The sequence below is a fragment of the Mycobacterium bulgaricum genome (assembly GCF_041287165.2).
Lineage (GTDB): Bacteria > Actinomycetota > Actinomycetes > Mycobacteriales > Mycobacteriaceae > Mycobacterium > Mycobacterium bulgaricum.
In genome coordinates this window covers 450797-474269 of sequence record NZ_JBGGKV020000002.1, presented here as the reverse complement: position 1 = coordinate 474269, position 23473 = coordinate 450797, and the positions used below count along the sequence as shown (strand labels likewise).

Sequence of the window (23473 nt, the reverse complement as noted above, 5' to 3'; positions counted from 1 at the left end):
AGAGGACTGACACGTGACCAGCTTCGACGGCGAGACAGCCGCGAGCGTGTCCGAGGCGCGCGCCGAGGCCGCAGACCCTGCGGTCGTGATCGCCGATGAAGCCGCCGAGCATCTCGAGCAGAGCAGCACGGCCGAGGCCGTCGAGGACACCGCGCCCGCCGGGGTGACCGACGTGATCGAAGGCAGCGATGCCTTCGACAACACCGACGAGGCCGCCGGGGAAGCCCCGGAAGCAGCCGTCGAGGACGAGGACCCGGCCGTCGCGCTGAAGAAGGAACTGCGCCTCAAGCCGGGCGAGTGGTACGTCATCCACTCCTACGCCGGCTACGAGAACAAGGTGAAGGCCAACCTCGAGACCCGCGTCCAGAACCTCGACGTCGGCGACTACATCTTCCAGGTCGAGGTGCCCACCGAAGAGGTCACCGAGATCAAGAACGGCCAGCGCAAGCAGGTCAACCGCAAGGTGCTGCCCGGCTACATCCTGGTGCGCATGGAACTCAACGACGAGTCGTGGGGCGCGGTGCGCAACACGCCCGGCGTGACGGGCTTCGTCGGCGCGACCTCGCGTCCGTCGCCGCTGTCGCTCGACGACGTCGTGAAGTTCCTGTTGCCGCCCGCCGCGGCCAAGAAGCCCGGCAAGGCCGCCGCGTCGTCCGCGGCGGCTGCAGCATCGGAGACCGGCGGCATCGAGCGTCCGGTCATCGAGGTGGACTTCGAGGTCGGCGAGTCGGTCACCGTCATGGACGGCCCCTTCGCGACGCTGCCCGCCTCCATCAGCGAGGTCAACGCCGAGCAGCAGAAGCTCAAGGTGCTGGTGTCCATCTTCGGACGTGAGACACCGGTCGAACTGACCTTCAACCAGGTCGCCAAGATTTAAGACGGGCCCCGAGCCCACCAGGAAGAGAAAGAGAAAGCACAGCCATGCCCCCGAAGAAGAAGGTCGTCGGGCTGATCAAGCTGCAGATCCAGGCCGGGCAGGCCAACCCCGCCCCGCCGGTCGGTCCCGCGCTCGGCCAGCACGGCGTCAACATCATGGAGTTCTGCAAGGCGTACAACGCCGCGACGGAGTCGCAGCGCGGCAACGTCATCCCCGTGGAGATCACCGTCTACGAGGACCGGAGCTTCACGTTCGCGCTGAAGACCCCGCCCGCCGCCAAGCTGCTGCTCAAGGCCGCCGGTGTGCAGAAGGGTTCCGGCGAGCCGCACAAGACCAAGGTCGCCAAGGTGACCTGGGATCAGGTGCGCGAGATCGCCGAGACGAAGAAGGAAGACCTGAACGCGAACGACATCGATCAGGCCGCCAAGATCATCGCCGGCACCGCCCGGTCGATGGGCATCACGGTCGAGTAGGACCGATCCCGTGGGAGAGCCGGCTCGGCTCGCACCAACCACAACTCAGTAACCAGGAGAAACCAATGAGCAAGAACAGCAAGGCATACAGGGAAGCGGCCGAGAAGGTCGACAAGACCCGTCTCTACTCACCGCTGGAGGCCGCGAAGCTGGCCAAGGAGACGTCGTCGAAGAAGCAGGACGCCACCGTCGAGGTCGCGATCCGCCTCGGCGTCGACCCGCGCAAGGCAGACCAGATGGTCCGCGGCACGGTGAACCTGCCCAACGGCACCGGCAAGACCGCGCGCGTCGCCGTGTTCGCCGTGGGTGACAAGGCCGAAGCCGCCGAGGCCGCAGGCGCCGACATCGTCGGTAGCGACGACCTGATCGAGAAGATCCAGGGCGGGTTCCTCGACTTCGACGCCGCGATCGCCACGCCCGACCAGATGGCCAAGGTCGGCCGCATCGCCCGCATCCTCGGTCCCCGCGGCCTGATGCCGAACCCGAAGACGGGAACGGTCACCCCCGATGTCGCGAAGGCTGTGAACGACATCAAGGGCGGCAAGATCAACTTCCGCGTCGACAAGCAGGCCAACCTGCACTTCGTGATCGGCAAGGCCTCGTTCGACGAGAAGAAGCTCGCCGAGAACTACGGAGCCGCGCTCGACGAAATCCTGCGTGCCAAGCCGTCGTCGTCGAAGGGCCGCTACCTGAAGAAGGTCGTCGTCTCGACCACGACGGGCCCGGGCATCCCGGTCGACCCGTCGGTGACCCGCAACTTCACGGAGGAGCCGGCGAGCTGACCCGCCAGCCGATTACCACCAACCGACGAGAAGCCCCGCACCACCGGTGCGGGGCTTCTTGCGTCGGAAGGTCTTCGAGAGTGCTCCTCGGTCACCGACCCTGGCCCCGCCGGACAGGCCATCCCCCACGAACGGCAAATCAGACGAAACGGCCAGAGGTCTACGGTGTCCCCCTGGTGACCCGTGACGCGGCGGCCGAAGAGCACCCTCGCGCAGCAACATAGCATCGCGCTCGTCAATTCCGCCGTTGAACGGTGAAAGTGCCCGCGCTGGGGCGGAACTCCCGATCGGCGGCGTGTTTCAGTGCGCGACGAGCCGCTCCGCCGTTTCGTCCTCGGGACCACCCGCGCCTGACAGCAAACGCACGTCCGGCCGCCCGGAGATCAGGCGGGCCACCACGTCGGCCGACAGCCGTTGCTGGGGGATGCCGGCATGCTCGCAGGTGGCCACCACGGCGTCGGGGGAGTCCGCGTCGAAGACGCCGTAGAGAACCTCGTCGCTGGGCACCGACAACGTCGCCACCAGACGCACGCGGGCACCCCCGCTGGTGAGCCCGGATGCCGCCGCGTGCAGGCGCTCGACGATGTCGTCGACCCTCGCGTCGGCCAGATCGGGCAGATACCACTCGGCGAGGAAGCTCGTGGTTGCGCGGACATCACCCATTCCGTCGACGGTAGCGACGTGGCGTCGCGGAGGAATCGGGTGTTTCCCTAAATCTTCGGGGGTCCGACACCGACGTGAACGCCGAAACCGCAGACGAGGACCGACGGAGGCGAGATACTGGCATCGAGACCGACACCCCCGGCTGCGGCCTTCGGGCCAGTATGGAGAATCCCCCGCATTCAGGCGTGCGGGGGATTCTTCATGTCGCGGACGGCGGCGCTAGGCGGCGACCGCCGGCTTGAGGTAGGTGACCAGGCTGACGTCGATCGACTCGTCGATGAAGTAGTACTGGCAGCCCTTCAGGTAGCGCATGTAGCGGTGGTAGTTCTCCTCGTCGGTCGCCGCGATGGCGGCGTCCTTGTTCTTCTCGAGGCGGTCCGCCCAGATGCCGAGTGTCTTGATGTAGTGGTTACGCAGCGAGATCGCTTCCGGCACCGTGAAGCCGGCCTTCTCACCGTGCTCGATCATCATCTCGGTGGTGGGGAGGCGGCCGCCGGGGAAGATCTCGGTGATCATGAACTTGATGAAGCGCGCCAGCTCGAAGGTCAGCTTCTTTCCGCGCTCGGCCAGGTTGTACGGGTGGTAGCCGACGCTGCTCTGGATCGTCATCCGGCCGTCCTCGGGCAGGATGTCGTAGCACGTCTTGAAGAAGTCGTCGTAGCGCTCGAAGCCGAAGTGCTCGAACGCCTCGATCGAGACGATCCGGTCGACGGGGGAGTGGAACTGCTCCCAGCCCTCCAGCCGGACGTCGAAGGTGCGGTCGGACTCGGCCTTGGCCAGCAGCTGATCGCAGTAGGCCTTCTGGTTCTTCGACAGGGTCAGGCCGATGACGTTGACGTCGTACTTCTCCATGGCGCGCTGCAGCGTCAGACCCCACCCGCAGCCGACCTCGAGCAGCGTCATGCCCGGCTTCAGATCCAGCTTGTCGAGGTGCTGGTCGACGTTGGCGACCTGCGCTTCGGACAGCGTGCAGTTCGGGCCGGTGAAGAAGCCGGAGCTGTACTTGCGTGTCGGATCCTGGAACACGCCGAAAAAGTCGTCTGACAGGTCGTAATGGGCCTGGATGTCCTCGAAATGAGGCGTCATATCCTTCGTGCCGCTGGATTGGTCAGACATATTTCCCCTGCTCCGCGCTCTCTGTCGACACCACGTCAAATACCTGTGGAAGACCGTACCGAAGGCGCGGCTCGACTCTTCTGCAAACACGCGCCCTAGGGGCAAGAGCCTAGCGTTTGACCTGCCGAACGATCCAATCCGGCCGGGCCGACTACTTTGCGAGGGTGAACTGGTTGACGTCGATGTAGCCGACCCGGAAGCCCTTCGCGCAGCCCGTCAGGTAGTGCATGTAGCGGTCGTAGACCTCCTCGGACTGGACCGCGATCGCCTCGTCCCGGTGGGACTCCAGTGCTTCGGACCAGAGGTCGAGTGTGCGCGCGTAGTGCGGCTGAAGAGACTGGGTGCGGGTCAGGTCGAAACCCGCCTTGCCGGCGTGCTCGCCCACCAGCTCGATGGTCGGCAGATATCCGCCCGGGAAGATCTCGGTGAGGATGAACTTGACGAACCGCGCCACCGAGAACGTCAACGGCATCCCGCGTTCGGTCATCTGAGGCATCGTCAGCGCCGTGATGGTGTGCAACAGCATCACCCCGTCGTCGGGCAGCACCCGGTGAGCCATCGCGAAGAAGTCGTCCCAGCGGTCGCGACCGAAGTGTTCGAACGCGCCGATCGACACGATCCGGTCGACGGGCCTGTCGAACTGTTCCCAGCCCTGGAGCAGGATCTCTTTGCTCCTGGAATCGTCGGACGCCGCGAAAATCCTTTCGACATGCGCCTTTTGGTTCTCGCTCAGCGTCAATCCGATGACGTCGACGTCATACTTCTCGACCGCGCGCATCATCGTGGCGCCCCAACCGCACCCGATGTCCAGCAGCGTCATGCCGGGCTCCAGGCCGAGCTTGCCGAGAGCCAGGTCGACTTTGGCCAGCTGAGCCTCCTCCAGCGTCATGTCGTCGCGTTCGAAGTAGGCGCAGCTGTACGTCTGCGACGGGTCGAGGAACAGCCGGAAGAATTCGTCCGACAGGTCGTAATGGGCCTGCACATCGTCGAAATGTGGTGTGAGGTCGCGGGTTTTTCGTGAGGCCATGAGGCGGCCTTCCTGCGGACACAGCCCGAAGAGGATCTCCTGTAAGACGGCGCGATCGTGCCCTGCCCGGGATGCTACGCGCATCTGCGCACGCGTGAATTTACGTGTGAGTCAGGGCACTTCGGCGAACGTGGTCGTCAGCTCACCGACGATGTCGTCCCACAGCGGCTCGGGGAGTTCGTGGCCCATGCCGTCGAACAGCACCAGTCGCGAGTTCCTGATGGCACGCGCGATCGCCCGTCCGCCCGACGGGCGCATCAGCTTGTCGGCCTTTCCGTGGATCACCACCGTGGGCGCCGCGATCTTCCGGTCATAATGGCGGAGACTGCCACTGCCGAGGATCGCCGCGAACTGCCGTCCGACGCCTGCGGGGTAGTAGCTGCGGTCATACCCTTCGATCGCCTCGGCGCGCACCCTGTCCTCTGACGCCGGATAGCCGGGGCTGCCGATGATCTTCGACACGCGGACCGTGTTGTCGATGATGGCGTCGCGGGACGTGCCCTTGGGCTTCTGCAGGACCGCCAGCAGTTGCGCGGGGCCCGGCGGCGGCAGCATCGACTGGTTGTTGCTGGAGAAGATCACGCCGAGGGTCTTGAGGCGCGCGGGGTGCCGCGCCGCGAAAACCTGCGCGATCATGCCGCCCATCGAACCGCCGACCACATGGGCCTTGTCGATGCCGAGGTGATCGAGCAGTGCGGCGGCATCGTCGCTCATGTCCTCGAGCGTGTACGCCGCCGGGCTGGCCAGCCCGACGAACGACCGGGCCATTCGCGGAAGCAGCGGTGCGCCGGCATGGGCGCCCGGCAGCTTGCTCGACAGGCCCACGTCACGGTTGTCGAACCGGATCACCCGCAGCCCCTGGTTGACGAGCTTCTCGCAGAATTCGGTGCGCCAGAACACCAATTGCGCACCGAGACCCATGATCAGCAAGACCGCGGGGTCGTCCGGGTCGCCCATGTCCTCGTAATAGATGTCCAGGTCTCCGGACGGGGCGGTGCCGGTGCGAATCTCCATCTACGCGTCGAGCTGGTCGTCGTGTTCCCGGGCGACGTCGACCATGAAGTTCGCGAAGTATCCGGTCAACGCGGGGTCGCTCATCATCTGCCATTTCGGGGCGAGCAACTTCATGTAGCGCTCGACGTAGAGAAATTGCTTGCCGATGAGCACCAGCTCCCGTGGCAGCTTCACGTCGTATGCGTCGGCGAGCGCGGACAGCTGCTTGCCGATCTCGGCATAGCTCAAGTCTCCCAACGACTTCAGCGTCAGCGGGGTCGCGAACTTCTCCAGATCCTTGGCGGCCTCCGCCTCGGGCCGCACGGTGCCGACGGCGCCCATCAGCACGACGATCTTGCCGGCGGCGGCGTGGTCCTTCTTCACCAGCAGGGCATAGACGAGCTCGCGCAGCAGCCATCGTGTCCGCGGGTCGATGCGGCCCATGATTCCGAAGTCGAAGAACACGATCTTGCCTGCGTCGTCGACGTACAGGTTGCCCGCATGCAGGTCGCCGTGGAACAGCCCGTGGCGCAGGCCGCCCTCGAACACGCTGAACAGGAGCGCCTTCACCAATTCGGTGCCGTCGAAGCCCCTCTTGCGGATCTCGGCGACGTCGTCGATGCGCACGCCGGAGATGCGTTCCATCGTCAGCACGCGCTCGCTGGTCAGGTCCCAGTAGACCTGCGGCACGCGGATGTTCTCGCCCAGCGGCGACGCGTGCATGTGCGCCACCCACGCATCCATCGACTGGGCCTCGAGCCGGAAGTCGAGCTCCTCGGCGAGGTTGTCCGCGAAGTCGGCGACGACGTCCTGAGCCGACAGGCGCCTGCCCGTCTTGGCCAGCTCCACGAGCTGAGCGCCCCGCTTGAGGATTTGCAGGTCGGCGGCGACGCGACGGCGGATTCCCGGGCGCTGGATCTTGACCACGACCTCCTCGCCGGAATGCAGCGTGGCGTAGTGGACCTGGGCGATCGATGCCGACGCGAAAGGCTTCTCGTCGAACGACTTGAAGAGGTTCTGCGGCTCGTCGCCGAGTTCCTCACGGAACAGCTTGTGGACGGCGTCGGTGTCTGCGGGCGGGACGCGGTCGAGAAGGCCGCGGAACTCCCGGCTCAGCGGCTCGCCGAACGCGCCGGGGCTCGAAGCGATGATCTGGCCGAACTTGACGTAGGTCGGCCCCAGGTCGGCGAACGTCTGCGGGATCTGTTTGACGACCTTCTGCTGCAGCGTTCCGCGCCCGGTCAACGTGGACAGGACACGGGCGCCGGTGCGAGTTATCTGCCAGCCGGTGACTCCGATACGCGCCGCCTCGACCGGAAGCGGTACGCGGTCCAACCTGGCAACCTCGCGATGTGTCGACTTGCGCGGTGCACTCATCAGGCCAGTGTCTCAAAAGGCGCCGCGCGCGCGAAAAAGCTGTGGACCAGGTCACACAGAAGCGCGGCCGTCACGCGAAGGCGTTCTCCAGCTCCTCGCGGGTCCGCGCCGGGTCGGTTCCTGGTTGATACGTCGGCACCGTGTGAGGCGCCAGGTCGGGGTCGATGCCGCCGGCGACACGGGCCCTGGCCTGCTCGTACTCCGGTAGCGGGCCCGACGCAGTGCTGATCCCGTTGATCACCGACCACACCATGGCCCTGCGCGCGGTCCGCTCGACGATGTTCGGATCCCGGTGCGCGATCATTCCCTTGGCCCAGGACGGCATCGTGTCGCGGACCGCCCAGTTCACCGCGGCCAACTGCAGGGGTAGGCCCGGGCCGGTGGCCATGGCCGTGCCGTAGGTGACGGCCAGCTTGGGCAGATACGACTTCAGGCAGTCCAGCGTCTCGGCCTTGGTGGAGGGAAGGTCGGTGCCGCCCAGCGCGTGCCCGACGCGGACGAACTCGCCGTAGTAGCGATCGATCTTCTTGCCCCGCAACGGGTTCGGATGGTACAGCTCGTGTGCGGTGGCGATCCCCCACACCACGGTGGCGTAGTTCCAGCGCAGCCAGTCGGGGTCGTCGGCGTCATAGCGGGCGCCGTCGGGCCGGGTGCCCTTGATGGTGTGATGCATCGACCTCACGGCCAGCGCGAGCCGCTCGGCGGTGGGTGTCGAGCCGTAGGCGGTGCCGATGAAGAACGCGACCGAGTGGCCCAGCCGCGCCCCGAGACCCTCGGGATCGAGCTCGGGCATCGGGTCGTTCTTGGTCTCGGGCTTGACGAGCCGGGAGTGGTGCACGCCCATCCAGTAGATGGACGGGTCGAGTCGCTCGATGAATGCCGCGCACTGGAGCCCGAAGATCAGCGCATGGGTATGGGAGTGGACGTGCCAGACGGCGCTGCCGGGGCCGAACCAGCCCGGGTCACCCGCCGGGCCCGCGAAATCCATGCCCCGGAAGAAGTACTTGCGGACGCGGGCGTCGAACTGCTTGTTCAACTCGTTAGCGACGATCTGATGCGGCAGGAACATGGCGCCTCCAAACTGGTCACGGCTGTCGCCAGAATAACCTTTGGCTACGGATGTGGCCAGAAGTGAGAGCACATTGCCTACGCTGTAGCGATGTCCAGTGCGGCGTCGAGTCCGACGAGGTGGGCGGGCGTCCCGCTGACCGACCGGCGTGCTGAACGCCGCGTACTGCTGATCGACGCTGCCTACCGCCTGTTCGGTGACGGCGGCGAGGCCGCGCTGTCGGTGCGTTCGGTGTCGCGGGAGTGCGGGCTGAACACCCGCTACTTCTACGAGAGCTTCGCCGACACCGATCAGCTGCTCGGCGCCGTGTACGACCGGGTCAGCGCCGAACTGGCAGACACGGTCGAGGAAGCGATGACTCGCGCGGACGACTCGCTGCGTGCACGCACCCGCGCGGGGATGGCGGCGGTGCTGCACTTCAGCTCCGTCGATCCCCGCCGCGGCCGCGTGCTGTTCACCGACGCCCGCTCCAACCCGATGCTCATCGCGCGTCGCGCCGCCACCCAGGACCTGCTCAGGGAAGCCGTCCTCACCGAAGGATGGCGGCTCCAGCCGGGCTCCGATCCCGTCGCCGCCGTCGTGGGCGCCGCGATGTACACCGGGGCCATGGCCGAACTGGCCCAGCAGTGGTTGGCCGGCAGCCTCGGCACCGACCTCGACGCCGTCGTCGACCACGCGCTGCGGCTGGTCCTGCGGTAGGTCAGGCGGTGGCCGGCTTGAACGGCTTCAGCCACTCCGTCTCGGGCCACCCCTCCAGGCCGGCGAGCAGCTCGTAAAGGGTTGCGCCGTCGATGGTTTCGCGGATGATGTCGCCCTGGCCGGCGTGCCTGGCGAGCTCCTCGATCATGTGGAAGAACACCCAGCGCACCGACCACGCGGGCACGTCCTTGGGGAACCACGGCACGTCCTGCGGAATGGGCACCGCCGCGCCGAGATCGGCCGTCTCCACCAGGCGCAGCGTCTCGGCATTCTGGCGGTCGAACGCGGCCAGCACGTCGGCGAGCGTCTCGTCTTCGCGCATCACGAACTGGTCCTCGTAGTCGGCCGCCTGGTCTTCCATCGGCCGCGTGTCCGTCGCGCACAGCTCGGGTGCCGCGGCGACGCGCTCCATCCAGCCGCGCTGGCAGTGCGTCACGTGCTTGATGAGCCCGCCGATCGACAGCGCGCTCACCGATGGCGCGGAGCGGGCCTGCTCGTCGGTGAGCCCGAACGCGATCGCGTGGAACGCATACTGCTGTGCCTTCACGTACTCCTTCAGTCCGGCGCGCTCGTCGGCGATGGGTGGGGGCAGTGCGGCCATGGGATCAGATTCCTTTCGCGGGGTGGGTGGTGTGAACGTAAAGGTCGCGGAGCAAAGCGATTTCAGCTCCGTGATGGATCATCTCGCGGTTGATGTGCAAAACCAGCGTGCTCATTGTCTCCTCGGCGTACGGGCCTTCCGCCGGTCCACACGGTTTCGCCAGTTCGTCATCGTCGAGGCCACGGACGCCGGTCATCCAGCCGGTGTAGGCGTCGTCGAGCTGTGTGAGCGCCTCGTCGGCAGTCGTCGCGTACCGCCACGACTGGTAGTCCGCGGCGGGTCCGCCGAAATGCGAGTGCGTCCGCATCGCGAGGACGCCGACGATGAGGTGGGCGAGGCGCCAGGCGATGGTGGTCACGGGTTCCGGTTGCGGCGCTGGGTAGGAGAAGTCGATGCTGCCGTCGCGGTGCACGGTCCAGCAGCCGGGCACGGGCTCCCAGAAGTACTCGTCGTCGCTGAGACCCTCCAACCTCGGCCGGAGCTGTTTCGTCCAATGCCAGTCGAGCTGTTCTGCCAGGTGAGAAGCCAGATGGTTGCTCATGAACATCACTCTTGCACCTCTTTAGGACAGTTTCGGTCCTAAAAGTGCCGCAGACTGGTGACCATGTCCGAAACCACTGGTCGGGTGCTGCAACTGCTCGGTCTGCTGCAGGCGCGCCGGGTGTGGAGCGGCGATGAACTCGCCGACCGTCTCGGAGTCACCACCCGAAGTGTCCGCCGCGACGTAGACCGGCTGCGGGAACTCGGCTATCCGGTGCACGCGAGCACCGGCCACGGCGGTGGCTACCAACTCGGGGCGGGCGCGGCGCTGCCGCCGCTGCTGCTCGATCCGGACGAGGCGGTCGCGATGGCGGTCTGTCTTCGGGTCGCCGCGGGCGGCAGCGTGGCGGGCGTCGGGGAGTCTGCGCTGCGCGCACTGAGCAAGCTCGACCAGGTCATGCCCGCGCGACTGCGATCGCAGGTGACGGCCGTCCACGACGCGACGGTGACGCTGAGCGGTGCGACAGACACCCCGGTCGAACCCGACGTGCTCATGACGCTGGCGAGGGCCAGCCGCGACCGTGAGCACGTGAGCGCCGGCTACACCGACATCCGCGGCAACGTCACGCGGCGCCGACTGGAGCCCTACCAGCTCGTGACGACGGGCAGGCGGTGGTACCTGATGTGTTTCGACCGCGACCGCGACGACTGGCGCAGCCTGCGGCTGGATCGGATGTCCGAGGTGCGGGCGGTCGGCACGACGTTCACGCCGCGCGAGGCGCCCGACGCGGCGTCGTACGTACGCAGGGCGATCTCGTCCTCGCCGTACCCCTACGTGGCGCGGGTCCGTTACTTCGCGCCGTCCGACGTTGTCGCGCAGACGTTCCCGGTCGCATCGGTCCAGATCGAACCCGACGGCCCCGACGCCTGCATCGTCACCACCGGCGCCGACGACCCCGAGCGCATGGTGCCGTGGCTCGCCATGCCGGGATGCGACTTCGAGGTGCTCGAGCCGCCGGAGGTCGTCGACGCCGTACGCACGGTGGCAGGCCGAATCGCCCGTGCCGCGTCGGGTGACGCCGTAGGGTGCTGACGTGGACATCACCGCCGCCGGGTCGACGGAGCTGTTCACCGGGCCGCCGGACGCGCTGTCGCAGGTGGTTCGGGTGGCCTACCGCGGCTGCATTGCTGCGACGCCGCTACGCGTCGACGGGCCGGGACTCAAAACCGTCGGCGAGCCCATTGCCGCCGCCGGCCACGGCACGGTCGAGGTCGCGGTCCGCGTCGACGATCCCGTCCCGGGGGAGACGCGCGCGGCGGTCGCTGTCGCGGGGGACCGCTCCGCCGAGTTCGCCTTCGTGGTCGCCGAACCCGGCTGGACGATGTTCATGATCAGCCACTTCCACTACGACCCCGTGTGGTGGAACACCCAGGCCGCCTACACCAGTCTGTGGACCGAGGAGCCCCAGGGCCGCTGCCGCCAGACCAACGGGTTCGAACTCGTCCGCGCACACCTCGAAATGGCAAGACGGGAACCCGAATACAAGTTCGTGCTGGCGGAGGTGGACTACCTCAAACCGTTCTGGGACACCCATCCGTGGGAGCGCGCCGACCTGCGCAGACTGATCGCCGAGGGCCGCGTCGAGATCATGGGCGGCACATACAACGAGCCCAACACCAACCTGACGAGCCCGGAGACGGCGATCCGGAACTTCGTGCACGGCATCGGCTTTCAGCGTGACGTCATGGGCGCCGATCCCACCACCGCATGGCAGCTCGACGTCTTCGGGCACGACCCACAGTTCCCGGGGATGGCGGCCGACGCGGGCCTGACGTCGAGCTCGTGGGCGCGGGGTCCGTTCCACCAATGGGGGCCGATGGCCGCTGAAAACGGACAGGCCGGCGACCCCGAGCGGATGCAGTTCGCCAGCGAATTCGAATGGATGGCGCCGTCGGGGCGCGGCCTTCTCACCCACTACATGCCCGCGCACTACGCGGCGGGCTGGTGGATGGACTCGGCGGCGTCGCTGCAGGAGGCGCAGGACGCCACCTATGAGCTGTTCACCCAGATGAAGAAGGTCGCGCTGACCCGCAACGTGCTGCTGCCCGTCGGCACCGACTACACGCCACCGAACAAGTGGGTCACCGACATCCACCGCGACTGGAATGCCCGCTACACATGGCCGCGCTTCGTCTGCGCGCTGCCGCGCGAGTTCTTCGCGGCGGTACGCGCCGAGCTCGAGGTACGCGGTGGTCTGCCGTCGCCGCAGACCCGGGACATGAACCCGATCTACACCGGCAAGGACGTCTCCTACATCGATACCAAGCAGGCCAACCGCGCGGCGGAGAACGTGACGCTGGAGGCCGAACAGTTCGCGGTGTTCGCGGGCCTGCTGACCGGTGCCACGTATCCGGAGGCCGCGCTGGCCAAGTCGTGGGTGCAGCTGGCCTACGGCGCGCACCACGACGCGATCACCGGATCGGAATCCGATCAGGTCTACCTCGATCTGCTCACCGGGTGGCGGGATGCCTGGCAGCTGGGCCGCGACGCCCGCGATCGCGCGCTGCAGCTGCTCTCCGGTGCGGTGGACGCCTCGGTGGTGGTGTGGAACCCGTTGTCGCACAACCGCACCGACGTGGTGACCATCCGGCTGGACGAGCCGTTCGCCGGGCGGGTGGTCGACCATGAAGGGCAGGACGTCGCCGTGCTGACCGAGCACGGCGGGCGGTCGCTGACCTGGCTGGCGAGAAGCGTGCCGTCGATGGGATGGCAGTCCTACCGGCTGATGCCCGACGGTTCGGCGTCGACCTGGGAACCGTTGGGCGGTCACGAGATCGGCAACGAGCACTACCGCCTGCGGGTCGATCCGGCGCGCGGCGGCGCGGTGAGCTCGCTGTCGGTGGGAGGCCGCGAACTGATCGCCGACGGCAGGGTCGGCAACGAACTCGCCGTCTACGACGAGCATCCGGCGCACCCCACCGCGGGCGAGGGGCCGTGGCACCTGCTGCCCAAGGGGCCCGTGGTCACGTCCGCCGAGAGCCCCGCGACATCGGTGCGCGCCTATCGCTGCGCGCTCGGAGAACGGCTCGTCGTCACCGGTGAGATCCTCGGCCTCCTGCGCTACACGCAGACGGTGACGCTGTGGCGCGATGTCGACCGCGTTGACTGCCGCACCACCATCGACGACTTCACCGGAGCCGACCGGCTGATGCGCCTGCGGTGGCCGTGTCCGGTGACCGGCGCGATGCCCGTCAGTGAGGTCGGCGACGCGGTGATCGGACGCGGCTTCGCACTGCTGCACGAACCCGGCACAACGAATTCTGTTGACACAGCTACCTTTCCGTACACGCTGGACAACCCCGCGTACGGCTGGTTCGGTCTGTCGTCGGCGCTGCGGGTGCGCTTCCGCGCGGGCGCCGCGCGAGCCGTCTCGGTCGCCGAGGTCATCTCGCCCAGCGGGGCCGAACCGGAGGTTCGCGACCTCGTCACCGCACTCGCCCGAATTGGTGTCACGGCCACCTGCACCGCGGCTGCGGCACCACGCTACGGCGACCTGTCCGTCGACTCCAACCTGCCGGACATGCGCATCAGTGTCGGTCAAAACTCCTTCACCGCAACGGTGCACGGAGACGTTGGCCCGTCGGAACGGACGTGGATCCCGGCGGCGCGGCCGCTGCGGGAGGTGTGGCTTCCCGGCGCCGACCTTCGCGACCCGGCGGCCCTTCCCGTGCTTGTGGTCGGCTTCGACGCGGTGGCCGCGCTGATCGACGACCTGGCCGACGCGGAGATCGACGTCGACCAGGACATTGTCGAGCCGTTCGAATCGCACACGGTCGCGATGATCAACCGAGGCGTGCCCGGGTTCGCCGTCGAAGCCGACGGCACGCTCCACGCCTCGCTGATGCGGTCGTGCACCGGCTGGCCGTCGGGCACGTGGATCGATCCGCCACGGCGCACCCACCCCGACGGGTCCAATTTTCAGCTGCAGCACTGGACCCACACCTTCGACTACGCCGTCGTCTCTGGCGCGGGCGACTGGCGCGACAACCAGATCCCCTCGCGCAGTGCCGAATTCAATCAGCCGCTGATCGCCGCCGTGGCCGACCACGACAACGCAGGCGGCGGACTGCCGCAGTGGGGCTCGCTGCTCGAAGTGCAACCGGAACGCGCCGTGCGGGTGGGCGCACTCAAAGCATTCGGCAATCCCACCGCGCGGGGCAGCGCACTGCACGACGGCCCAGCCGGGGGCGTGACCGTCCGCGTCGTGGAGACGCTGGGCCGTGCCGCAGACGTCTCCGTTCAGTCTGGTCTGCGGCACCTCTCCGCGCCGCGGCGGCTCGATCTCATCGAGAACCCACTCGACGCGGGCCCACCGGACATTCGCCTCGCTGGCTACGAAATCGCCACGCTCCGAACAGAACTCAACCTACCCCGGGTGCTCAACGCCGAACACGTCGCGCTCGGGGCCGAGGCCGAACCCGTGCAGCCCCTCTATGCGAGGTACTGGCTGCACAACCGCGGCCCCGCCCCGCTGGGCGGCCTGCCCGCCGTCGCGCACCTGCATCCGCATCGGCTGGAGAGCGTGGGCGACGAGGTGATCGCACTGCGGCTCACTGCCACCAGCGACGCCACCGACACCGCACTGCACGGCAGGGTGCGGGTCGTTGCGCCGGCAGGCTGGGAGCTCAGCGTCGCCGAACTGCCCTTCGTCCTTCCTCCGGGCGAGTACCTGGAATCGACGGTCGACGTTGCCGTCCCCGCGACCACGCAGCCCGGGCTGTACCCGGTGCGCGCCGAACTGGCTGCCACCGGTGGTGCGATACCGGCCGCCTGGCACCAGACGGTCGAGGACGTTGCGGTCGTCTCAGTGGGGAGCCACGATGACCGACTGCTCAAACTCGTGCGGGAGCCGGCTGCGATCGAGGTCACCGCGGGGGAGACCGCCCGGCTCAGCATCGAGGTGGGGACCGACGCGTACGCCGACCTCACCGTCGAAGCCCACCTGATCTCGCCGTGGGGAACATGGGAGTGGTTGAACCCCAATATCATCGGCGATATCGTTCCCGCGAGGGGAACGGTGGAGCTGGCGTTCGACGTGACCCCGCCGATGTGGCTCGAGCCGGGGCAGTGGTGGGCGCTGATCAGGGTGGCGTGCTCGGGCGAGCTTGTGTATTCGCCTGCGGTCAGCGTGGTGGTGAGGTGAGCGCCGTCGCGGCGTACGTCGGGTCCGAGGTGGTCACCGTCGCGGATGTCGATGCCCGGGAGCGCGAGATCAGGTCCGGGGGGCGAGAGCATGCTCTGCCCCGGCCGGGCACCAGCGAGGCCAGGCAGTTACGCCGTTGGCTCACACAGGTTCTGGTGGCCGATCGGGTGACAGCTGCGACCGAGGCGGGCGACGGCCCGGTCCCGACGGAGGCGGAGCTGCTCCCGGATGCCGTCGCGCGCATGGAGATCGGCAGCGTCGCCGCCGCCACGCTGGCCGACCCGCACGGCCGGGCGGTGTTCGCGGCGGTCACGGCGGACGTCGCGATCACCGATCGCGAGGTGGCCGATTATCACGCCCGCAACCCTGGGAGGTTCGCGAGGGCCGACGGGGTGCGGGGCGGTTGGCGGCGGGCCGCACCACGCGCCGAGTTCGAGCTGGCCCGATCGGACATCGCCGCCCACCTTCTGGCGGCCGCCCGGCGGCGGCAGTACCGCCGGTGGCTGGACGCCCGCTGCGCCGAACTCGTCACGCTGGCCAACGGATTCGAGCATCCCGGCGACCCGCGCCAGCCCGACAACACCCACAGGCACTGATGAGCGAGTTGACTCTGGCGCTCGACGTCGGCGGCACCAAGATCGCCGCCGGGCTGGTCGACGCCGACGGAACCCTGGTGCACCGCGTGCAACGACCCACGCCCGACGGTGATGCCGAGACCGTCTGGGACGCGGTGGCCGGACTGCTGACCGAAACCCTGGCCGCCGCAGACCGGCCCGTGGGCGCCGTCGGCGTCGCCTCGGCAGGCCCCATCGACGTCCCGGGCGGCACCGTCAGCCCGATCAACATCACCGAGTGGATGCACTTCCCGATCGTCGACCGGGTCTCCGCGGCAACAGGATTGCCGGCGCGCCTCGGCGGCGACGGTCTGTGCATGGCGTTGGGGGAGCAATGGCGGGGCGCGGGCCGCGGTGCCCGCTTCATGCTCGGGATGGTCGTGTCGACGGGCATCGGGGGAGGGCTGGTGCTTGACGGGTCGCCATTCCACGGCCGTACCGGCAATGCGGGCCACGTCGGTCACGTCGTCGTCGAACCAGGCGGTGCGCTGTGCACCTGTGGCGGGCGGGGATGCGTCGAGACCGTCGCGTCGGGGCCGCATCTGGCGCAGTGGGCGCGCGCACACGGCTGGTCCGCGCCGCCGGAGGCCGATGCCAAAGAGCTCGCCGAGGCCGCGGGGCGCGGTGACGAGCTCGCGGTGCGGGCTTTCCGCCGAGGCGCTGACGCGGTCGCGCGGATGATCGCGTCGGTGGCCGCGGTGTGCGACCTCGATCTCGTCGTCGTGGGAGGCGGCGTCGCGAAGTCTGGCGCGCTGCTGTTCGATCCGCTCCGCGATGCGCTTTCGGTCTACGCGGGTCTGGACTTCATCCGGGACGTGCGTGTGCTGCCTGCCGAACTCGGTGGCGATGCGGGTTTGGTCGGGGCGGCGGTGTTGGCGCGGTCGTGAGCGGCGAGCGCGGCGAAAAGCCGGAGAACGCGGCGCGTCGGCGTGCAGACGCGCGCGCTCGCGGTGCAAGGGAGGGCGTTTTGGCTGATCGGGGCGCGGCACGCTATCCTTGCCGGGTTCCACCGAAGACCGTCGGTCACCGAGCAATCGGTTGAAGGTCCGGGATTTCCCGGCGGCCCACGCAGGAGGACGAGGCTGGCGCGTCATCGACGCGCTGCACTTGCAGAAAAAGTGCGCCCCGACCTGTTGCGTCGGGGCGTTCGTCATTTCCGGCCCCTCGTGTCCGTCGGTTGGTGGACGTCCAACCATCACGAGGAGGCAAGCATGGCCAAGGCTGACAAGGCCACCGCGGTCGCCGACATCGCCGAGAAGTTCAAGGAGTCGACGGCCACCGTCGTCACCGAGTACCGCGGCCTGACGGTGTCCCACCTTGCCGAGCTGCGCAGGTCGCTGGGTTCGTCCGCGACCTACACCGTCGCCAAGAACACCCTGGTGAAGCGTGCCGCGGCGGAAGCGGGAATCGAGGGGCTCGACGAGCTCTTCGCAGGCCCGACCGCCATCGCGTTCATCGAGGGTGAGCCGGTCGACGCCGCCAAGGCGATCAAGAAGTTCGCCAAGGACAACAAGGCGCTGATCGTCAAGGGCGGCTACATGGACGGCAAAGCGCTGTCCGTCGCCGAGGTCGAGAAGATCGCCGACCTCGAATCGCGCGAGGTGCTGCTGTCGAAGCTGGCCGGCGCGATGAAGGCGAAGCAGTCCCAGGCCGCGGCGCTGTTCGTGGCGCCCGCGTCCCAGATCGCCCGCCTGGCCGCAGCTCTGCAAGAAAAGAAGGGCGCCGACGAGTCGGCCGCCTGAGACCAACCAAACCCATACATAGAGATAAGGAATCACCATGGCCAAGCTGTCCACCGATGAACTGCTCGACGCGTTCAAGGAAATGACCCTGCTGGAGCTCTCCGAGTTCGTGAAGCAGTTCGAGGAGACCTTCGACGTCACCGCCGCCGCTCCGGTCGCGGTTGCCGCTGCCGGCCCCGCCGCCGGTGGTGCCCCCGCCGAGGCCGCCGAAGAGCAGAGCGAGTTCGACGTCATCCTCGAAGCCGCCGGCGACAAGAAGATCGGCGTCATCAAGGTCGTTCGCGAGATCGTCTCCGGTCTGGGCCTCAAGGAAGCCAAGGACCTCGTCGACAGCGCCCCCAAGCCGCTGCTGGAGAAGGTCAACAAGGAAGCCGCCGACGACGCCAAGGCCAAGCTCGAGGCCGCCGGCGCTTCGGTGTCCGTCAAGTAAGAAGAATCACGTCGGCATATTGACGCCGGTGTGACGTTCGACGTCAGCTGTGGGGCTGGCCTGGCAAACAGGCCGGCCCCACAGTCGTTTCCGCTAGTCTGCGAGCGAGTGTTCGCAGACCGTGTGTGGCGGTGAGGGCGGGTAGGTTACAGTGACTCAAGCCACAGGCGGGGAGCCTGTGGCGTGCAAGTTTGGCACTGGCGAGAGGAATTCGCGTGGGCATCGGAATTCAGGTTGAGGGACTGACCAAGTCCTTCGGCTCACAGCGAATCTGGGAAGACGTCACCTTCGACCTTCCCGCTGGTGAAGTCAGCGTTCTGCTGGGCCCGTCGGGTACCGGTAAGTCCGTCTTCCTGAAGTCCCTGATCGGTCTGCTGCGTCCCGAGCGCGGCAAGATCATCGTCGACGGCACCAACATCATCGAGTGCTCCGCCAAGGAGCTCTACGAGATCCGCACGCTGTTCGGCGTGATGTTCCAGGACGGCGCGCTGTTCGGCTCGATGAGCCTGTACGACAACACCGCGTTCCCGCTTCGTGAGCACACGAAGAAGAAGGAATCCGAGATCCGTCAGATCGTGATGGAGAAGCTCGACCTGGTCGGTCTGGGCGGCGACGAGAACAAGTTCCCCGGTGAGATCTCCGGTGGTATGCGCAAGCGCGCCGGCCTCGCGCGCTCGCTGGTCCTCGACCCCCAGATCATCCTTTGTGACGAGCCCGACTCGGGTCTCGATCCGGTGCGTACGGCCTACCTGTCGCAGCTGTTGATCGACATCAACGCTCAGATCGACTGCACGATCCTCATCGTCACGCACAACATCAACATCGCGCGTACGGTGCCCGACAACATGGGCATGTTGTTCCGCAAGCACTTGGTGATGTTCGGTCCCCGCGAGGTTCTGCTCACCAGCGACGAGCCGGTGGTGAAGCAGTTCCTCAACGGCCGGCGTATCGGCCCGATCGGCATGTCCGAGGAAAAGGACGAGTCGACCATGGCCGAGGAGCAGGCCCTGATCGATGCCGGCCACCACGACGGTGGTGTCGAGGAGATCGAAGGTGTGCCGCCGCAGGTCTCCGCGACGCCGGGTATGCCGGAGCGTAAGGCCGTCGCCCGCCGCCAGGCGCGCGTGCGCGAGATCATGCACACCCTGCCGCCTGCCGCGCAGGAAGCCATCCGCGACGACCTCGAAGGCACCCACAAGTACTCGAGCCACGAGCCGGGCCACGCCGGAACGCGCCACCACGAGGACGACGCGCCGACCGGACGCATTCCGGTCTCCGGGGAGCGCTGACCTCCTCGCTTTCTCGACGCTGACACCGCCTGGCGCTGCCGGGCGGTGTTTGTCGTCTCTGCCCTGCGCCAGCGCACCCGCGCCGTTCCTGCGATCAGTGGGTAAGGTGCGACTGCCGTTGCTGTAGTGGAACGATCGTTGACAGACTGGCTGCCGCCCGGTCCGGCAAAGTTGGAACGTGTTCCATCCCGAGGTTGCTGAGCCGCGCCCGAACAGTTGGTTTCCGAGATACCCGTCGTTGACGTCAATTTCTGCCTGCTACATCTTGAATGTTGGTCTGACTGGCTATACAGTTTGCCAGGATCGCGCGTCCGTGCGGAAAAGCCCAGTCAGCAGTCCTCTGCTCGGTGGATCCTCGCGATCACTACACCAGGAGAGACATGGTCGACCGCTATCGGGTCTGGTTGGGGGCAGGCGTACTGGCGGGGGGAATGTCAGCAGCGATGCTGACGGGCGCGGGTGTGGCCGCGGCCGAGGACGGCACGACATCGAGCACAGGCAGTCAAGCGACCGGAGGATCCGACGACGACGGCAGTTCCGGCGCCGTCGACACCCAGGTTGACGCGGACGAGTCCGAGGCCGCCGAGACGGACGTCGAGGAGACCGACGAAGAGCCTGAGGAGTCGGACCCGGCCGACGAGGACGTGGAGGACGCCGAGAAGGCCGAGGACGCAGAAGATTCCGAGGGCGGCGAGGACGCAGAAGATTCCGAGGACGTCGAGGACACAGAAGATTCCGAGGACGTCGAGAACGTCGAAATCGGCGAGGACGTGGACGTCGAGGACGTTAAGGCCGCCGACGAGGAGCCGGTCCAGCAGCCCGAGGAGCCGACACAGCCCGCCGAGAGCGACGACCACTACGCCGGGCTCACGTCCCCATTCGTCAGAAGCATCGAAACCGACCTCTCCTCTAGCGAGGGCGCCGCGGTGATGCAGACGATGGCGGTGCAGTCCCCGGGAATAGTCACCGGACTGCTGAACCTGCTCGACACGCTCAACGACATCGGCACCGCGTTCTACAACTTCTACACCGGGGCGATGCAGTTCCTCGCCGGCCCCGCTCGCGCGCCGTTCGGCAGCCGGGTGCGCGTGGAGAGCTCATCGCTGACGATCGGCCACGGCTCAGGGGACGAGGTCGTCGTCCCTGTCGACTGGTACTTCCCGCCGGGCAATGCCGAACCCAAAGGCCTCATCTATCTGCAGCACGGCATGCTCGCGACATCGGCCTTCTATGGCGCCACCGCCGCCTATCTGGCGGAGAAGACGCACAGCATCGTCGTCGCCCCCACGCTCACGTGGAACATTTTCGACGTCGAGAACCTGCCGCTGATGCTGTCGCACACCCACAAAGCCATCGCCGACCTGTTCATCGGGGATCGGGCCGCGCTGACCGCCAGCGCACGGATCGCCGGGTACACCGAAGCCCTGCCGACCAAGATCGTGCTCGCCGGGCATTCGGCGGGCGGCGGGCTGGTCGTCGGGACCGCGCGCTACCTGGTCGAACGGGGTCTTGAGGCCGACCTGGCCGGCGTGGTGATGCTCGACGGCGCCGGCTTCGCGAGCCTCAGTACGGATCTGGCGAAGGTCCCCCGGTCCATCCCCGTCTACAACCTGGCGGCCGAACCGGACACCTGGAACAACTTCGGCGATGCCACCCGAAGGCTCGAACAGGCGCGTCCCGACGCCTTCACCGGCATCGTCATCGCCGGCGGACGTCACTCCGACTCCATGCAGAGCAGCAGCTTGCTGGTGCAGATCGCCGCGTACGTCGCCACCGGCTTCTCGTCGCCGTTCAACATCGCGATCAATCAGATCCTGGCGTCGGGATGGATCGGCGACATGCTGAACGGCACCCACACCCCCCGGCTCTACGGTTCCTCGGGTTCGGCGGCGACCGTCGCGGCGGGGATGCTCATCGGTGCCCGAAGGGTGTCGGTCACCGTGGCGCCGACAGTGGGAAGCGCCGCGACGGATGTTTGCGTGGCCGACCGGCCGGGGTCGGCATGCTCGTCGGTGCCGGCCGGGTTGTGGCACGCCTGAACGCCGTCGGCCGATTCGGGCAATCCGCTTCCCGCCCCTGATCCCCGCGGTACTGTTTGCCAGGTTTCGAACAGAGGGGCTGTGGCATGGTCGATCGGCTATCCGCTCTCGTTGGGGCGGGCGTGATCACCGCCGGAGTGTCGGCGGCGATGCTGGCGGGGGCCGGGGTGGCCGTCGCGTCGCCGGACGCGACCCAAAGCGGCAGCGCCACGACGACCGCGGAATCCTCGGAGCCCTCGGAATCGAGTGACATCGAGGCGGGTCTGCACGATCACGCCACCAAGGGCGATGGCCGCGACACGGCCGAGGACACCGACCCGTCCGAAGACACCGACCAGGCCGACCCGTCGGACGAATCGGCCCCCGACGTCGACGAAGACGTGGACGGCAGCGCCGACACCGAGGGTGCAGACGGCGACGCCGCAGCCCCGGTGGCCGAGGAGCCGTCCGCAGAACTGCCCGCAGACGTGCCCGCCGTCGTCGACGACGTCATCACCGAGGCTCCCGTCGAGGCGCCGGAGGAAGTCGCCACCGCAGAGACGGTCGAACTCGTCGCGCAGGAGCCCGAGCCTCGAACGGCTGCGCCGGGGGAGGCGACCGGAACGTCGACGACGGTCAAACCCGTCGCCGCCCTGCGCGCGCTCGACACAGCCTCGGAAGCGGCTGCCACCCCGCCGCGGCAGACGTTGCTCAGCCTCGTCGGCACCGTCATCTTCAACATCTATTCGGTCGCGATCCGGGTCCTCGGCGGCCCGCCGATCCTGCCCCCGAACAGCACCGTCACGGTGAAGAGTTCGAAACTTCTGATCGACTGCGGCGACGGCTACGAGGTTCCCGCCGACTGGTACGTCCCCGAGGGCGTGACACCCACCCGGCTGATCTACTTCCAGCACGGTTTCATGGCCGCCGGACCTTTCTACAGCTACACCGCGGCCCGCCTCGCCGAGGCGACCCACAGCATCGTCGTCGCGACCTCGCTGACGTCGAACTTCCTGTCCTGCGACGGCTGCTGGGTCGGCGGCTCGCCGATGCACAAGGCCGTCGCCGACCTCTTCGCCGACGGCAACACCGCACTCGCCGAGAGCGCGCTGGCGGCCGGTTACGGAGCCACCCTGCTGAGCGGCGTCGACAAGGTCGCGCTGATCGGGCACTCCGCGGGTGGCGGGCTGTCCGCGGGCGCCGCCGGGTACATGGCGCGCAACGGCACGCTCGACAAGCTCGCCGGGGTCGTGATGCTCGACGGTGTGGGCTTCGGTGACGTCACACCCGAGGCGCTGGCCAAGCTGCCGCACGACTTCCCGATCTACAACCTCGCGGCGAGGGCCTACTACTGGAACATGTCCGGGATCACCAACACCGCGATGGAGACCTGGCGGCCCGGCGAGTTCAACGGGGTGATGCTCACGAACAGCTCCCACGGCGACGCGATGACCGGCGGAAACCTGTTCGTCCAGGTCGCGATGAACCTCGTGACCGGATGGCCGAAGCCGGCCAATGTGAAAGCCGCCGAGATGATCAGCGCCGGGTGGTTGAACGACATGTTCGCGGGTACCAGGGACTCCGGCTTCTACGGCGCGCCCGACGAGACCATCGCGATCGAGACGAGCAGCGGCACCGCCACCGCGGACGTCTTGCCGGGCTGGACGCAGACGCCGACGCTGATCGACTGGCTCTTCACGTTCGGCGCGAGGATCCTTTTCGGCATCGACTTCGCCACATGCGCCGCCGACCCCGACGAACTCGTCGCCGAAATGGTTGTGCCAAACACCGCGTTATCTCTTGACGGAAGGACGAAAGCGGGCCAATCTATTGGCCAGCAATGTGTACACGGATGACTAAGGATCAGTGCGCCAGCCAGCGCCCAAGTTCCGTAGCACACGGTGCTGCCTCGAGGGTTGAGGAATAGGCCGTCCTGCGCTATCGTTGGACGTTGCGCTGGCTGCATCCTGCCCACCCTCATTCGCACTCGACGTCGTTCTCAGCCTGAGCTCTGCTCAG

21 protein-coding genes are annotated in these 23473 nt (G+C 67.5%); 13 read left to right on the top strand and 8 right to left on the bottom strand.

Features of this window, described 5'->3' with window-relative positions:
- The first annotated feature begins 13 nt into the window (after positions 1 to 13).
- The 3 genes from nusG (at position 14) to rplA (ending at position 2132) form a co-directional block, all read left to right on the top strand.
- A complete protein-coding gene (gene nusG / locus ACAG24_RS08840) occupies positions 14 to 877 on the top strand; it encodes a transcription termination/antitermination protein NusG (RefSeq protein ID WP_370472202.1) in 864 nt (287 codons plus the stop codon).
- 44 nt (positions 878 to 921) lie between these two features.
- Positions 922 to 1350, top strand: coding sequence for a 50S ribosomal protein L11 (rplK, locus tag ACAG24_RS08835; protein WP_270716309.1), 429 nt, complete (start codon positions 922 to 924; stop codon positions 1348 to 1350).
- A gap of 65 nt (positions 1351 to 1415) precedes the next feature.
- A complete protein-coding gene (gene rplA / locus ACAG24_RS08830; RefSeq protein WP_370472203.1) occupies positions 1416 to 2132 on the top strand; it encodes a 50S ribosomal protein L1 in 717 nt (238 codons plus the stop codon).
- Between the two features lie 300 nt (positions 2133 to 2432).
- On the opposite strand, the gene ACAG24_RS08825 is transcribed toward rplA, so the two are convergent.
- The 6 genes from ACAG24_RS08825 to ACAG24_RS08800 all read right to left on the bottom strand — a co-directional run bounded on the left by ACAG24_RS08825 (position 2433) and on the right by ACAG24_RS08800 (position 8377).
- The gene (locus tag ACAG24_RS08825; RefSeq protein ID WP_370472204.1) at positions 2433 to 2795 is read right to left on the bottom strand and encodes a hypothetical protein; all 363 of its coding nucleotides are present in this window, start codon (positions 2793 to 2795) and stop codon (positions 2433 to 2435) included.
- Between the two features lie 219 nt (positions 2796 to 3014).
- Complete coding sequence (locus ACAG24_RS08820) at positions 3015 to 3911, bottom strand: cyclopropane mycolic acid synthase family methyltransferase (RefSeq protein WP_370472205.1); 897 nt, start codon at positions 3909 to 3911, stop codon at positions 3015 to 3017.
- Between the two features lie 151 nt (positions 3912 to 4062).
- Entirely contained in the window at positions 4063 to 4938 is an 876-nt protein-coding gene (locus tag ACAG24_RS08815; protein WP_370472206.1) for a cyclopropane mycolic acid synthase family methyltransferase, read from the bottom strand.
- Positions 4939 to 5049: 111 nt separating this feature from the next.
- The gene (locus tag ACAG24_RS08810; RefSeq protein WP_370472207.1) at positions 5050 to 5952 is read right to left on the bottom strand and encodes an alpha/beta fold hydrolase; all 903 of its coding nucleotides are present in this window, start codon (positions 5950 to 5952) and stop codon (positions 5050 to 5052) included.
- On the bottom strand, positions 5953 to 7308 hold the full coding sequence (locus tag ACAG24_RS08805) for an ABC1 kinase family protein (RefSeq protein WP_370472208.1): 1356 nt from the start codon (positions 7306 to 7308) through the stop codon (positions 5953 to 5955).
- A gap of 70 nt (positions 7309 to 7378) precedes the next feature.
- Positions 7379 to 8377, bottom strand: a complete 999-nt coding sequence (locus tag ACAG24_RS08800; RefSeq protein WP_370472209.1) for an oxygenase MpaB family protein — start codon at positions 8375 to 8377, stop codon at positions 7379 to 7381.
- Positions 8378 to 8467: 90 nt separating this feature from the next.
- On the opposite strand from ACAG24_RS08800, the gene ACAG24_RS08795 reads away from it, so the two are divergent.
- Positions 8468 to 9076 (top strand): TetR/AcrR family transcriptional regulator, encoded by a 609-nt coding sequence (locus tag ACAG24_RS08795; protein WP_370472210.1) that lies wholly within the window; start codon positions 8468 to 8470, stop codon positions 9074 to 9076.
- A gap of 1 nt (position 9077) precedes the next feature.
- Here the strand turns inward: ACAG24_RS08795 and ACAG24_RS08790 are convergent, their stop codons facing one another.
- Together ACAG24_RS08790 and ACAG24_RS08785 are read right to left on the bottom strand one after the other, a co-directional pair.
- Entirely contained in the window at positions 9078 to 9677 is a 600-nt protein-coding gene (locus ACAG24_RS08790; RefSeq protein WP_370472211.1) for a DinB family protein, read from the bottom strand.
- A gap of 4 nt (positions 9678 to 9681) precedes the next feature.
- Entirely contained in the window at positions 9682 to 10218 is a 537-nt protein-coding gene (locus tag ACAG24_RS08785) for a DinB family protein (protein WP_370472212.1), read from the bottom strand.
- Positions 10219 to 10281: 63 nt separating this feature from the next.
- Here ACAG24_RS08785 and ACAG24_RS08780 point away from each other — a divergent pair, with 63 nt between their 5' ends.
- The 9 genes from ACAG24_RS08780 (at position 10282) to ACAG24_RS08740 (ending at position 23310) form a co-directional block, all read left to right on the top strand.
- Positions 10282 to 11250: a helix-turn-helix transcriptional regulator gene (locus ACAG24_RS08780; RefSeq protein ID WP_370472213.1), complete on the top strand. Its 969-nt coding sequence runs from the start codon at positions 10282 to 10284 to the stop codon at positions 11248 to 11250.
- Between the two features lies 1 nt (position 11251).
- The gene (locus ACAG24_RS08775) at positions 11252 to 15361 is read left to right on the top strand and encodes a glycoside hydrolase family 38 N-terminal domain-containing protein (RefSeq protein ID WP_370472214.1); all 4110 of its coding nucleotides are present in this window, start codon (positions 11252 to 11254) and stop codon (positions 15359 to 15361) included.
- On the top strand, positions 15358 to 15957 hold the full coding sequence (locus tag ACAG24_RS08770) for a DUF7158 domain-containing protein (protein ID WP_370472215.1): 600 nt from the start codon (positions 15358 to 15360) through the stop codon (positions 15955 to 15957). The genes ACAG24_RS08775 and ACAG24_RS08770 overlap by 4 nt, the downstream gene beginning before the upstream one ends.
- Positions 15957 to 16862 carry an ROK family protein gene (locus ACAG24_RS08765; protein ID WP_370472216.1) on the top strand — a complete coding sequence of 302 codons (906 nt, stop codon included), beginning with the start codon at positions 15957 to 15959 and terminating at the stop codon, positions 16860 to 16862. Before ACAG24_RS08770 ends, ACAG24_RS08765 begins: the two co-directional genes overlap by 1 nt.
- A gap of 324 nt (positions 16863 to 17186) precedes the next feature.
- Positions 17187 to 17717: a 50S ribosomal protein L10 gene (rplJ, locus tag ACAG24_RS08760; RefSeq protein WP_370472217.1), complete on the top strand. Its 531-nt coding sequence runs from the start codon at positions 17187 to 17189 to the stop codon at positions 17715 to 17717.
- Between the two features lie 37 nt (positions 17718 to 17754).
- Entirely contained in the window at positions 17755 to 18147 is a 393-nt protein-coding gene (rplL, locus tag ACAG24_RS08755) for a 50S ribosomal protein L7/L12 (protein ID WP_024444677.1), read from the top strand.
- A 215-nt stretch (positions 18148 to 18362) separates the two neighbouring features.
- Positions 18363 to 19436: an ABC transporter ATP-binding protein gene (locus ACAG24_RS08750; protein WP_370472218.1), complete on the top strand. Its 1074-nt coding sequence runs from the start codon at positions 18363 to 18365 to the stop codon at positions 19434 to 19436.
- Positions 19437 to 19816: 380 nt separating this feature from the next.
- Complete coding sequence (locus ACAG24_RS08745) at positions 19817 to 21475, top strand: alpha/beta hydrolase (protein WP_370472219.1); 1659 nt, start codon at positions 19817 to 19819, stop codon at positions 21473 to 21475.
- Positions 21476 to 21561: 86 nt separating this feature from the next.
- Entirely contained in the window at positions 21562 to 23310 is a 1749-nt protein-coding gene (locus tag ACAG24_RS08740; RefSeq protein WP_370472220.1) for a hypothetical protein, read from the top strand.
- Positions 23311 to 23473 lie beyond the last annotated feature (163 nt).